Below are 12,875 nucleotides of genomic sequence, written 5' to 3' on the forward strand. Positions count from 1 at the left end.
CCCGACATCAAGGCGTTTTGTGACCGGCTGCGTGACAAAGGCAAAAAAACCAAGGTCGCCTTCGTCGCTGGCATGCGCAAACTGCTCATCCGGCTCAACGCCATGATGCGTGACGCTACGCCCTGGAGTCCGCCGAAATCATGATCGAATGAACCCCAAACACTTGACCTTCAATACAGTTGCTTTCTTTGCGGCGGCAAAGAAAGTAAGTGCCGCCCCGCACAGGGGCAACGCCAATAGACCACTAACACACCAAGGAAAGGCCAAAGAACCAAAACAAAACACCAGAACAAGGAAAGACCAACAGCCCCCACCCAGGCAACCTCACAAGCCCCAAAACCTCCTCCCCCGACTCCGGTACAATTTCCCCACCAACCAGCCGGCACTGCGCGAAGCGCAAGACCCACAACTCGCATGCCGCTGCGCAACCCAAACTCCGCCCATCACCATGTCAAACAACGAAACCCTCTTCGAGCGCGCCCAGCGCACCATCCCGGGCGGCGTGAACTCCCCGGTCCGCGCCTTTCGCTCAGTTGGCGGCACCCCGCGTTTCATCGAGCGCGCGCAGGGCCCCTACTTCTGGGACGCCGACGGCCAACGCTACATCGACTACATTGGCTCGTGGGGCCCGATGATCCTCGGCCACGTGCACCCGGAGGTCCTGGAAGCGGTCCAGCGAGTACTGGCCAACGGCTTCTCCTTCGGCGCGCCGACCGAATCGGAAGTGGAAATCGCCGAAGAAATCTGCAAGCTGGTGCCGTCGATCGAGCAGGTCCGCATGGTCTCGAGCGGCACCGAAGCGACCATGAGCGCGCTGCGTCTCGCGCGCGGCTTCACGAACCGCAGCCGCATCGTCAAGTTCGAAGGCTGCTATCACGGCCACGCGGATAGCCTGCTGGTCAAAGCCGGCTCGGGCCTGCTCACATTCGGCAATCCGACGTCAGCCGGCGTGCCGGTCGATATCGCCAAGCACACCACGGTGCTCGAGTACAACAACGTCGCGGAACTCGAAGAAGCGTTCAAGGCGTTCGGCAACGAGATCGCCTCGGTGATCGTCGAACCGGTGGCCGGCAACATGAACCTCGTGCGCGCCACGCCTGAATTCCTGCAAGCGTTGCGGCGCCTGTGTACCGAGTACGGCTCGGTCCTGATTTTCGACGAGGTGATGTGCGGTTTCCGCGTCGCTCTCGGCGGTGCGCAAGAGGTCTACGGCATCACGCCGGATCTGACCTGCCTCGGCAAGGTGATCGGCGGCGGCATGCCGGCGGCGGCCTTCGGTGGCCGGCGCGACATCATGGCTCACCTCGCGCCGCTCGGCGGCGTCTACCAGGCGGGTACGTTGTCGGGCAATCCTATCGCAGTCGCCGCAGGCCTGAAAACGCTGCAACTGATCCAGGCGCCGGGCTTCTACGACACGCTCGCCGCTCGCACCACGCGTCTCGCGCAAGGTCTCGCCAATGTCGCGCGCGAAGCGAAGGTGCCGTTCTCGGCCGATTCGCTCGGCGGCATGTTCGGCCTCTACTTCACCGGGTCGGTCCCGACCAGCTTCGCCGAAGTCACGAAGAGCGATGTGCCGCGCTTCAATGCGTTTTTCCACAAGATGCTCGACGCGGGCGTGTACTTCGCGCCGTCGGCCTATGAAGCGGGCTTTGTTTCGATCGCACACGACGACGCGATCATCGACGCCACGATCGACGCGGCGCGCAGCGCGTTCGCCTCGCTCGCCGTCTGAGACCGACGCGACACGGAAGCCACCGAAACCCGCCACCGAAACCTGATACTGCCTGCCACCGCACCCGACCGGATAACGATGTTTTCGCAAACCGACTTCGTCCATATGGAACGCGCGCTCGCGCTGGCCAAACGCGGCATGTACACGACCGACCCGAATCCGCGTGTCGGCTGCGTACTCGTCAAGAACGGCGAGGTGATCGGCGAAGGCTTCACGCAACCGGCCGGCCAGGATCACGCCGAAGTACGCGCGTTGAAGGATGCACGCTCGCGCGGCCATGATCTACGCGGTGCTACTGCCTACGTAACGCTCGAACCGTGCAGCCATTTCGGCCGCACGCCGCCGTGCGCCAATGCGTTGATCGAAGCGCAGGTCGAACGCGTGGTCGCTGCGATGGAAGATCCGAATCCGCAAGTCTCCGGGCGCGGCCTGAAGATGCTGCGCGACGCCGGCATCGAAGTGCGTTGCGGATTGCTCGCCAACGAAGCGCACGAACTGAACATCGGCTTCGTGTCGCGCATGACGCGTGGCCGCCCGTGGGTGCGCATGAAAGTCGCTGCCTCGCTGGACGGCCGCACTGGCTTGCCGTCGGGCATCAGCCAATGGATTACCGGCGAAGCGGCACGCGCCGACGGTCACGCGTGGCGCGCCCGCGCGTCGGCCATTCTGACGGGCATCGGTACGGTGAGGGAAGACGATCCGCGCATGACCGTGCGCGCTGTCGACACACCGCGCCAGCCGCAACGCGTACTGATCGACAGCCAGCTCGACGTGCCGCCCAACGCGCAAATTCTGGCCGGCGCACCCACGCTGATTTTCTGCGGCACCCTCGACGAGCGTCATGCAGAGCGGGCGAGCGCGCTGCGCGAACGCGGCGCGGAAATCGTGCAACTGGCGAACGCGGCGGGCAAAGTCGACCTGCCTGCCATGCTGAAAGTCCTCGGCGAGCGTAACGTGAACGAACTGCACGTGGAAGCGGGCTATAAGCTGAATGGCTCGCTGCTGCGCGAGGGTTGCGTCGACGAACTGCTGGTCTATCTCGCCCCCAGCCTGCTCGGCATGGACTCGATGAGCATGTTCAATCTCAACGCTCCGGAGACGCTTGAAGGCCGCACGCAACTGAATTTCCACGCGGTCGACCGGATCGGCGACGATCTGCGGATTCTCGCGCGCTTTGTGCCCCGCTCCGTGCCGCAACCGGCCATAGAGGGCGACACCGGGCCCGCACCCCAACCAACTTCGAATTGATCAAGGATTAGCACGATGTTCACAGGAATCGTCGCGGCGGTGGGCCGCATCGAATCAGTCAAACCCCTCGGCACGGACGGGGACGCGGGCGTGCGCCTGAATGTCGAAGCCGGCGGTCTCGATCTCGAAGATGTCCAGCTTGGTGACAGCATCACGATTCAGGGCGCCTGCATGACGGTCGTGGGGAAAACCACGCATTCGTTTGAAGTCGACGTGTCGCGCGAAAGCCTGAACTGCACGGCAGGCTTGGGCGAGCCTGGCGAGGTCAATCTCGAGAAGGCGCTGCGCGCGCACGATCGGCTCGGCGGCCATATCGTCTCCGGACACGTGGACGGCCTCGGCACGGTCACGCATTTTGCCCCGGTTGGCGAATCGCACGAATTGCGTGTGCTGGCGCCGCGCGAGATCGGCCGCTACCTGGCTTACAAAGGCTCCATCACGGTCAATGGCGTGAGCCTGACCGTCAACTCGGTGAAAGACCGCGACGATGGCTGCGAGTTTTCGATCAATCTGATTCCGCACACCGTGCAGGTGACGTCGCTCAAGAATTTGCGCGAGGGTTCGCCGGTCAATCTGGAGATCGATCTGATTGCGCGGTATGTGGAGCGGATGCTCAGCGCGTCTCAGGACGACCATAACTCGTTGAAATGATAGAACGCGTCACCAGGCCCAGCTAACCCTACGGCCCGGTGACGGACACCTGCAGGCGTCGGGGTACGCCTGCCGCACCCCAACAAACGGGCCGGCAGACATCGGCCACACCTTCACGCGCAGTTCACTGCGCATCTTCTGCGCATCGCATCCGCCTTCCCTTTTCCCGACGACGATTGTCGCGATCACGCCGACCTTCAGGCCCATCGTTTTGTCGAGCATACCGGCACGTGGCGGCTCAACGCCAGCCGGCCAAACGGCCTATGCCGTCCGGCCCAGGCGACTTGAGGGCGCGCGTGGCGTAAAATACGCGCTTTCTCCGAAAAACTCCGCCAACATGACGCTCGCCTCCACTCAAGAGATCATTGCCGAACTGAAAGCAGGCCGGATGGTGATCCTCGTCGACGAAGAAGACCGCGAAAACGAGGGCGACCTCGTAATCGCCGCCGAATTCGTCACGCCGGAAGCGATCAACTTCATGGCCCGCTACGGCCGTGGCCTGATCTGCCTGACGCTCACGCAGGAGCGCTGCAAACAGTTGAACCTGCCGCTCATGACCTACCGCAACGGTACGCAGTACGGCACGGCGTTCACCGTCAGCATCGAAGCAGCGGAGGGCGTGACAACCGGCATTTCGGCAGCCGACCGCGCCCGCACGATCGCCGCAGCGGTCGCGCCGGACGCCAAGGCCGATCACATCGTGCAGCCGGGACACGTGTTCCCGATCATGGCGCAGCCCGGCGGCGTGCTGGTGCGCGCCGGCCACACCGAGGCCGGCTGCGATTTCACCGCGCTGGCAGGCCTCACGCCGGCCGCGGTGATCTGCGAAGTCATCAAGGACGACGGCACGATGGCGCGCCTGCCGGATCTGATGGAATTCGCCAAAGAGCACGAGCTGAAAATCGGCACAATTGCGGATCTGATTCACTACCGCAGCCAGACGGAATCGATCGTCGAGCGCATTTGCGAACGCACCATGCAAACCGCGCACGGCGCGTTTCGCGCCGTGATGTATCTGGACCAGCCGAGCGGCCAGCCGCATATCGCGCTGGTGCGCGGCACGCCGAGCCCGGAGCAGGAAACGCTGGTACGCGTGCACGAACCGCTGTCCATGCTGGATCTGCTCGAAGTCGGCAAATCGACCCACTCGTGGACGCTGGATGCGGCCATGAAAGAGATCGCCCAGCGCGACCTCGGTGTGATCGTGCTGCTAAATTGCGGCGATTCGAAGGATCATCTGGTCGACGTGTTCAAGGCGTTCGACTCGAAAGAAAAAGCCGAGGCGCTCAAACGCCGGCCGGTCGACTTCAAGACGTATGGCATCGGTGCGCAGATTCTTCGCGAGCTCGGTGTCGGAAAAATGCAGGTGCTGTCGAATCCGCGCAAGCTTGGCAGCATGTCGGGCTATGGCCTTGAGGTCACCGGCTTCGTACCCATGCCGGGCAGCGCAGCTCAAGCTCCGCAACAAGGCTGATCCGACCATTCACGCGCTTAGGCGCTCACTCAAAACACTACGGAATTCACATGGAAATCGGACAATACCAACCGAATCTCGACGGCGACGGACTGCGTATCGGCATCGTTCAGGCGCGTTTCAACGAACCCGTCTGCAACGGTCTTGCTGACTCGTGCATCGAAGAACTGGAGCGCCTCGGCGTGACGGGCGAAGACGTGCTACTGGTCACCGTGCCGGGCGCGCTGGAAATCCCGCTGGCGCTGCAAAAGCTGGCCGAAAGCGCGCAATTCGACGCCTTGATCGCGCTGGGCGCGGTGATTCGCGGCGAGACGTATCACTTCGAGCTGGTGTCGAACGAAAGCGGTGCGGGTATCACGCGTATCGGCCTCGATTTTGGCATTCCGGTTGCGAACGCCGTGCTGACCACGGAAAACGACGAGCAGGCCGTCGCGCGCATGACTGAAAAGGGTCGTGACGCAGCACGCGTGGCCGTTGAAATGGCGAATCTCGCCGTCGCGCTCGAACAACTCGGCGGTGACGACGAAGAAGAAGACGAAGAAGAGGAAGAGGCATGAAGAGCGCACGCCGACGCTCCCGCGAACTGGCCACGCAGGGACTTTATCAGTGGCTGCTGTCGGGTTCGCCCGGCGGTGAAATCGACGCGCAACTGCGCGGTGCGCAAGGCTTCGACAAGGCCGACCACGAACATCTGGACGCCATCCTGCACGGCGTGATCCGCGATTCGGAAGCGCTGTCCGCGGACATCGCACCGTGCCTCGACCGCCCGATCGATCAGCTTTCGCCGGTCGAACGTGCGGTACTGCTGGTCGCTGCGTTCGAGTTGAAGAATCACCTCGATATTCCCTATCGCGTGGTGATCAATGAAGCGGTCGAACTCGCCAAGACTTTTGGCGGCGCGGACGGCTACAAGTACGTGAACGGCGTGCTGGACAAACTGTCGGCGCAACTGCGCGCCGCCGAAACGCAGGCAGCCCGCAAGCATTGAGAGTGAGGCGCGTGACCTAGGGTCATGCGCCTGCTCCATGCCTCAGCCCCGTATTGCCGGGCGCCTGCGAGGACGCCGCAGCGCACGTGGCTGAACCCATGCGCCACGCGCCGTCCCGCTTTTGCTTCTGAACTGGATTTGATCGTATGAACTCCGTGACCGAACCTCTGGTGCGGCTTGCTGCCCGCGTCGACGCCATCCAGCCTTTCTACGTGATGGAACTGGCTAAGGAAGCCGCGCTGCTCGAGCGCGATGGACGCGACATCATCCACATGGGCATCGGCGAACCCGATTTCACCGCGCCCGAGCCGGTCATCGAAGCGGCTGCGAGCGCCCTGCGCCGCGGCGTCACCCAATACACCAACGCACTTGGGCTGCACGCGCTGCGTGAGGCGATCTCGGCGCATTACGCCGGGTTCTACGGCGTCAGCGTCGATCCGGCACGGATCGTCGTTACCGCCGGCGCGTCTGCCGCGCTGCTGCTGGCTTGCGCGGCGCTGGTCGATCGCGACGACGAAGTGCTGATGCCAGACCCGTGCTACCCCTGCAACCGGCATTTCGTGATCGCGGCCGAAGGCAAGCCGGTGATGGTGCCAAGCGGGCCGGCCGAGCGCTTCCAGCTCACCGCCGCCGACGTCGAGCGCCTCTGGAGCGAGCGCACTCGCGGCGTGCTGCTCGCATCGCCGTCGAACCCGACCGGCACATCGATCGAACCCGCCGAGCTCGAACGCATCGTCAAGGCTGTGCGGGCGCGCGGCGGCTTTACGATCGTCGACGAGATCTATCAAGGCCTGAGCTATGACGCCAAGCCTGTCTCCGCGCTTTCGTTCGGTGACGACGTCATCACCGTCAACAGCTTCTCGAAGTACTTCAACATGACCGGCTGGCGTTTGGGCTGGCTGGTGGTGCCGCCCGGCATGGTCGGTGCGTTCGAAAAGCTCGCGCAGAACCTGTTCATCTGCGCGTCGGCGCTCGCGCAGCATGCGGCGCTGGCCTGCTTCGAACCGGAAACGATCGCCATCTACGAAGGCCGCCGCATCGAATTCAAGCGTCGCCGCGACTTCATTGCGCCGGCGCTCGAATCGCTGGGCTTCTCGGTGCCGGTGATGCCTGACGGCGCATTCTACGTGTACGCCGATTGCCGCACGGTCGCCCATCAGGCGGCCGGAGACAGCGCGGCATTGACCAAAGCAATGCTGCACGACGCAGGTGTGGTGTTGGTGCCGGGCATGGACTTCGGCACGCACGCGCCGAAGGAGTACATCCGGCTATCGTACGCAACCGCCCTGCCGAAGCTGGAAGAAGCTGTCGAACGGCTGGCAAAGCTTTTTGGACGACACTGACAGGGCTGGAACAAGTGCTGCGGCCTGTCGTGCGCAGCCACAAAAAAGAAAGGACACCCGTGGGTGTCCTTTCTTTTTCCTATACCTGCAAGCTTCCGCGCCCGGCGGCGAACCGGGCGTCAGGCCAACCTCAGGCGCCCAACTCCGAAGCTGACGCCACGTGCTTCGTGGCGTTGGAGCTCGCGTCGTCCTGCTCGGATACCGGCGTCTTCACCGTGGTTGCCGCGCTAAGCGGATGGCTCGCATCGAGCGTCACCTGCACACGCTTGCCATTGGCCGAAGCCGTAGCAGCAGCCGGGGCCGCGTTCGACGCCGTAATAACCGGAGCCTGCGGGGCATTGATCGGCACCTTGCGGCCACGCGCCACGTCGCGCAGACGGCTACGCTCGGCCATCACCTTGGCGCCGTAGCCGCCGTCGTCCTGCGAGGTCGAGCCGACGTAGAGACGCAAACCGCCCGGCAGCGAACCGCCGCGTGCGATGCAATCCTTCAGCACCAGCGCACCCACCTTGATGTTCGCAACCGGTTCGAGCGCGGCGCTCTCGCCGCCGAAATACTGGAACTTGTCCGAATGAACCTTCGACATTACCTGCATCAGGCCCTGTGCGCCCACGCCACTTTCGGCGTACGGGTTGAAGCCCGATTCGATTGCCATCACGGAGAGCAGCAGAAGCGGGTCGAGGCCGACTTCGCGGCCGGTGTCGAACGCAGCCTTCACGAGCTCGCTAACGGGCTCCTGAGCAACGCGGTAACGCCGCGCGAGGTACGACGCAACCAGATTCTGCTCGCGGGTCGAGACCAGCACGCGATCGTCGCGTGCGTCGGCCGAGACGCGCTGCGCCGGAATCAGCCGGGCCAGCGCGGAGACGCTCTGCATGGTGCGCGGATCGAGTCCGTTCAGTGCAGCCACGCCCATACCGGACGTGCCGCTGCCGTCGAAAGCGCCGTCGTAGCTGGTGTTGCTGACGGTGGCGCCGCTGTTCGCGCCGCCCGTGGCATCGTTACCGGCCGAGTTCGCGGACAGCGCGTCGTCAGAGGAGGACGCGCCAGGCGGCCCGAAGGCGGGCAGCGGGTTGCCCTGCAGCAGACGGGCCGGGCCGGCCTGCACAGCGGCGGAAATGACCGGCATCAACCGGGCGGCAAGGGTGCCGCGCCAGGTTGGCATCAGCCACAGCGCAAGTGCCAGCACGACAGCGATACCGCCGACGATGCTGAACAGGTGATGACTCATTCGCGTCCCGCGTCGCAACGCACCACGCACAACTTGCGCAATACGTTCATCGGGACGCCACGATAACCAGGCGTTCATTCAGATCTCCCATGTTGCATGATCCGCGAACCCCGCCCCTTGAACAGGCGGTAACACACGTTCGCAGAATCAAGACATCGCGCGCTCTGTCTGGTTAGGGCAGCAGCGACGTCGGGAAAACGGTACATACCGTTTGTGGGGAGCCATCTTGAAAAGATGTCCGCGGCATGCCAAAAAAGCATGCAGGCGGTAGCTCCCACGCGAAAAACCAGCGTCAGTTGGCGCTGGCTAGGACTTCAGTAAGGCCGTCAGATACCGTGCAGGGGTTCGGTAAACGGTGACGCGTTGCGTCAAAAGGGACCGGGGGCAGTGGTAAAAAGGTTCACGCCCTGCAACCAATGTGGACGGATTCTATGCAGGGTTTTATAGATCGTCAACACTATAGATAGGCAAATGTATAACTAATTGTAATAATGAACAGTGTTCAGTCCGTTCAGAACCGCGTGGCGCGCGCTTCTTGAGCTATCTCGAATAGGTCGTCCAGAGCAGGCGATTTGGCCAAACTACGTGCGCGTGCCAACACAGGTAAAATCGACAATCGTTCTGGCACCGTGAAATCCCGCGGCGCCCTTTCTTTTTGCCGTTAGCCCGGCTCTCTACCGCACCAGATGAAATACAAAGACCTGCGCGATTTCGTCGGCCGTCTCGAAACGATCGGTGAATTGCGCCGTATCTCGCAAAACGTCTCGCCCGTCCTGGAAATGACCGAACTGTGCGACCGCGTCCTGCGCGCCGGCGGTCCGGCGATATTGTTCGAGAGCCGGCAGCAGCATGCGTTCCCCGTCCTCGGCAACCTGTTCGGCACGCCGCGCCGCGTCGCGCTCGGCATGGGGATCGACGCGCAACCAGGTGAAGGCGATGGCGCTGCGCTGGAGTCGCTGCGCGACGTCGGCCGCCTGCTTTCCGCGTTGAAGGAACCGGAGCCGCCGAAGGGGCTCAAGGACGCGGGCAAACTGTTCTCGCTCGCGAAGGCGGTTTGGGACATGGCGCCTAAAACGGTGAGCGCGCCGCCTTGCCAGGAAATCGTCTGGGAAGGCAACGACGTCGACCTCGGAAAATTGCCGATTCAGACCTGCTGGCCAGGCGATGCAGGACCGCTGATCACATGGGGCCTGACCGTCACAAAAGGCCCGAATAAGAGCCGACAAAACTTAGGCATATATCGCCAGCAACTGCTCGGGCGTAACAAGCTGATCATGCGCTGGCTCGCGCATCGCGGCGGTGCGCTCGATTTTCGCGAGTTCGCGCTGCAGAATCCAGGTAAGCCATATCCCGTTGCCGTAGTTCTCGGCGCCGATCCGGCAACCATCCTCGGCGCGGTCACGCCGGTGCCCGACACGCTTTCCGAATACCAGTTCGCCGGACTGCTGCGCGGCGGACGCACCGAGCTCGCGAAGTGCATCACGCCCGGGGTCGATGGCTTGCAGGTGCCCGCGCGCGCGGAGATCGTTCTGGAAGGCTTCATCTATCCGCAGGAAGGCATACCCTCGCCCGCTCCGGCTGACGCGCCGCCACGTCCGGCCAAAGGCGCGTCGGCCGCTTACGAACACGCGCTGGAAGGCCCTTACGGCGATCACACCGGCTACTACAACGAGCAGGAGTGGTTTCCCGTCTTCACGGTCGAGCGCATCACGATGCGGCGCGACGCGATCTACCACTCCACCTACACCGGCAAACCACCGGATGAGCCCGCCGTGCTCGGCGTCGCGCTCAACGAAGTGTTTGTGCCGCTGTTGCAGAAGCAATTCACCGAGATCACCGACTTCTATCTGCCGCCCGAAGGATGCAGCTACCGGATGGCGATCGTGCAGATGAAAAAGAGCTACCCCGGCCACGCGAAACGGGTGATGTTCGGTGTGTGGAGCTTCCTGCGGCAATTCATGTATACGAAGTTCATCGTCGTGGTCGATGAGGACGTGAATATCCGCGACTGGAAGGAAGTGATCTGGGCGATCACCACGCGCATCGATCCGGCACGCGACACCGTGCTGGTCGATCGCACGCCGATCGACTATCTGGATTTCGCTTCGCCGGTAGCAGGCCTCGGATCGAAGATGGGGCTCGACGCCACCAACAAATGGCCCGGCGAAACCGATCGCGAATGGGGCCGCCCGATCGAGATGGACAGCGCGGTCAAACAGCGCATCGACACCTTGTGGGATGAGTTGGGACTGTAGAAACAGGCCTCGAATCACACCAATGAGTTCCTTGATTCTGTCGGCATCGAAGCGATCCATTGACCTGCCGGATCGCTCCCGCTCGAACAAGTCTGAAAAAAACCGATGGAGCAGTTGCGCGGATGCATGCCTTTTCAATGATGTCGGATGGTTTTTTTCTGTCGTTGTCGTTGTGTCTGGATATCGGTCTCGTCAACGTCGCGATGATTTCGCTGACGCTGTCGCACGGCTTCAAGCCGGGCTTCTGGCTGGGCCTGGGTTCCTGTTTCGGCGATCTGGTTTACGCAGCGCTCGCGCTCGCGGGAATGGCTGCGCTGCTGCAGTTCGAATCGGTACGCTGGGTGGTGTGGATCGGCGGCGCGGCGATCCTGCTGTTTCTCACGTGGAAGATGGCGCGTGAAGCATTGTTCCCGGCTTCGGCGCCTGCCGTTGCCGGAGAAGCAGATGCCAATGCGCCGCAGCTTTCCCCATGGCGGGGGTTCTTGCGCGGCATGTTGCTGGCGATGTCGTCGCCGTCGGCGATTTTGTGGTTTGCCGCGGTGGGCGGCGCGTTGATTGCAAAAGCCGGCGCCACCAGCGCGACGACGGCGCCGGTGTTCCTCGGCGGCTTCTTCCTGGGCGGCTTGTGCTGGACGATCTTTATCTGCGGACTCGGCAGTCACGGACGCAAACGCGCCGGCACCGGCTTGCTGCGCGCTTGTCACGTGTTGTCGGCACTGCTGTTCGCATACTTCTCGTATAGCGTGATCGTGAACGGTTATCGCGATCTGATCGTGCAGACCGCGCACGCGGTAAGCTAGAAAAAACGGCCCGCCTGAGCGAGCCGTATTTCATCAATGTCGATCTGCACAGCCTTACACTGCGCGTCGTAAAAAACGCTCAGGCAGCCTGTCAGGCCAGATACTGCGCGAGCTTCTCAAGATCGACGTTGCCGCCGCTCACCACCACGCCCACGCGCTTGCCCTTCACGGGCACGATGCCGTTGAGCACGGCAGCAGCCGCGAGGCAGCCCGTCGGCTCGACCACGATCTTCATGCGCTGCGCGAAGAACCGCAGGGTTTCGATCAACTGCGCGTCGCTGACCGTTTCGATTTGTGCGACCAGCTTCTGAATGATCGCGAACGTGTAGTCGCCGAGATGCGTGGAGGCGGCGCCATCCGCAATCGTACGCGGCGCGGCGATATGCACGATCTCGCCACGCGCCAGCGATTGCTGGCCGTCGTTGCCCGCTTCGGGCTCGATGCCGATCACGGTGCACGCTGGGCTCAAGGCCGCCGCCGACAATGCGCTGCCGCCAATCAGGCCACCGCCGCCAAGGCAAACGAACAGCATGTCGAGCGGGCCGGTTTCTTCGATCAGTTCCTTCACCGCGGTGCCCTGCCCCGCAATCACGTGCGGATGGTCGTACGGCGGAATCAGCGTCATGCCGCGCTCTTCGGCGAGCCGCCGGCCGATCTCTTCGCGATTCTCCGTGTAACGGTCGTAGCTGATTACTTCGCCGCCATAGCCTTTGGTGGCCGCGACTTTGGCAGCGGGCGCGTCGTGCGGCATGACGATCGTCGCGTGAATGCCGGCGAGGCGTGCCGATAGCGCGATCGCTTGTGCATGGTTACCCGACGAGTACGTCAACACGCCTGCTTTGCGTTGTTCCGCGTCGAAATGCGAAATCGCGTTGTAGGCGCCGCGAAACTTGAAGGCGCCCATGCGCTGAAAGTTTTCGCACTTGAAGAATACCGACGCACCCGTGCGTTCATTGAACGTGTTCGACGTCAGAACGGGAGTACGGTGGGCGACGCCTTCAAGACGCGCGGCGGCGTCGAGCACGTCATCAAAGGTGGGGGCGGGTAGCACTTGCATCGGCAAAACTCTCCAGAAGCGGTGGCGAAACAGCCATTCTCCCAGCTTCGCCGATGCTTTGGTATGCCGCGCTAAAACACAGACGGCGTAACCCGG

Annotated in this window: 13 protein-coding genes; 10 read left to right on the forward strand and 3 right to left on the reverse strand. The window is 62.9% G+C overall.

Annotated elements, in window-relative coordinates:
• The first annotated feature begins 448 nt into the window (after positions 1-448).
• From hemL to AC57B6_RS30785, 3 genes are all read left to right on the forward strand, one after another.
• The gene (gene hemL / locus AC57B6_RS30775; RefSeq protein ID WP_106352542.1) at positions 449-1,732 is read left to right on the forward strand and encodes a glutamate-1-semialdehyde 2,1-aminomutase; all 1,284 of its coding nucleotides are present in this window, start codon (positions 449-451) and stop codon (positions 1,730-1,732) included.
• Between the two features lie 78 nt (positions 1,733-1,810).
• On the forward strand, positions 1,811-2,980 hold the full coding sequence (gene ribD / locus AC57B6_RS30780; RefSeq protein ID WP_106352541.1) for a bifunctional diaminohydroxyphosphoribosylaminopyrimidine deaminase/5-amino-6-(5-phosphoribosylamino)uracil reductase RibD: 1,170 nt from the start codon (positions 1,811-1,813) through the stop codon (positions 2,978-2,980).
• A gap of 15 nt (positions 2,981-2,995) precedes the next feature.
• A complete protein-coding gene (locus tag AC57B6_RS30785) occupies positions 2,996-3,631 on the forward strand; it encodes a riboflavin synthase (RefSeq protein WP_496422734.1) in 636 nt (211 codons plus the stop codon).
• A 9-nt stretch (positions 3,632-3,640) separates the two neighbouring features.
• Here AC57B6_RS30785 and AC57B6_RS30790 read toward each other — a convergent pair whose 3' ends face one another.
• On the reverse strand, positions 3,641-3,853 hold the full coding sequence (locus AC57B6_RS30790; RefSeq protein ID WP_496422735.1) for a hypothetical protein: 213 nt from the start codon (positions 3,851-3,853) through the stop codon (positions 3,641-3,643).
• A 115-nt stretch (positions 3,854-3,968) separates the two neighbouring features.
• Here AC57B6_RS30790 and ribBA point away from each other — a divergent pair, with 115 nt between their 5' ends.
• The 4 genes from ribBA to AC57B6_RS30810 all read left to right on the forward strand — a co-directional run bounded on the left by ribBA (position 3,969) and on the right by AC57B6_RS30810 (position 7,436).
• Positions 3,969-5,105, forward strand: a complete 1,137-nt coding sequence (ribBA, locus tag AC57B6_RS30795; protein ID WP_028197807.1) for a bifunctional 3,4-dihydroxy-2-butanone-4-phosphate synthase/GTP cyclohydrolase II — start codon at positions 3,969-3,971, stop codon at positions 5,103-5,105.
• A gap of 50 nt (positions 5,106-5,155) precedes the next feature.
• Positions 5,156-5,662: a 6,7-dimethyl-8-ribityllumazine synthase gene (gene ribH, locus AC57B6_RS30800; protein WP_006050161.1), complete on the forward strand. Its 507-nt coding sequence runs from the start codon at positions 5,156-5,158 to the stop codon at positions 5,660-5,662.
• A complete protein-coding gene (gene nusB, locus AC57B6_RS30805) occupies positions 5,659-6,093 on the forward strand; it encodes a transcription antitermination factor NusB (protein ID WP_028197808.1) in 435 nt (144 codons plus the stop codon). The genes ribH and nusB overlap by 4 nt, the downstream gene beginning before the upstream one ends.
• Positions 6,094-6,239: 146 nt before the next feature.
• On the forward strand, positions 6,240-7,436 hold the full coding sequence (locus AC57B6_RS30810; RefSeq protein ID WP_028197809.1) for a pyridoxal phosphate-dependent aminotransferase: 1,197 nt from the start codon (positions 6,240-6,242) through the stop codon (positions 7,434-7,436).
• Positions 7,437-7,566: 130 nt separating this feature from the next.
• On the opposite strand, the gene AC57B6_RS30815 is transcribed toward AC57B6_RS30810, so the two are convergent.
• Positions 7,567-8,745: a transglycosylase SLT domain-containing protein gene (locus AC57B6_RS30815; protein WP_496422736.1), complete on the reverse strand. Its 1,179-nt coding sequence runs from the start codon at positions 8,743-8,745 to the stop codon at positions 7,567-7,569.
• A 494-nt stretch (positions 8,746-9,239) separates the two neighbouring features.
• Between AC57B6_RS30815 and AC57B6_RS30820 the strand changes: the two genes are divergently transcribed.
• The 3 genes from AC57B6_RS30820 to AC57B6_RS30830 all read left to right on the forward strand — a co-directional run bounded on the left by AC57B6_RS30820 (position 9,240) and on the right by AC57B6_RS30830 (position 11,722).
• The gene (locus AC57B6_RS30820) at positions 9,240-9,332 is read left to right on the forward strand and encodes a hypothetical protein (RefSeq protein ID WP_127837939.1); all 93 of its coding nucleotides are present in this window, start codon (positions 9,240-9,242) and stop codon (positions 9,330-9,332) included.
• A gap of 21 nt (positions 9,333-9,353) precedes the next feature.
• Positions 9,354-10,922, forward strand: coding sequence for a UbiD family decarboxylase (locus AC57B6_RS30825; RefSeq protein ID WP_496422737.1), 1,569 nt, complete (start codon positions 9,354-9,356; stop codon positions 10,920-10,922).
• Positions 10,923-11,044: 122 nt separating this feature from the next.
• Positions 11,045-11,722 (forward strand): LysE family translocator, encoded by a 678-nt coding sequence (locus AC57B6_RS30830; protein ID WP_030101193.1) that lies wholly within the window; start codon positions 11,045-11,047, stop codon positions 11,720-11,722.
• Positions 11,723-11,813: 91 nt separating this feature from the next.
• On the opposite strand, the gene AC57B6_RS30835 is transcribed toward AC57B6_RS30830, so the two are convergent.
• A complete protein-coding gene (locus AC57B6_RS30835; protein WP_028197813.1) occupies positions 11,814-12,779 on the reverse strand; it encodes a threo-3-hydroxy-L-aspartate ammonia-lyase in 966 nt (321 codons plus the stop codon).
• Positions 12,780-12,875: the final 96 nt, after the last annotated feature.

The organism is Paraburkholderia sp. BGA-UO-ETr-F12, assembly GCF_059567945.1.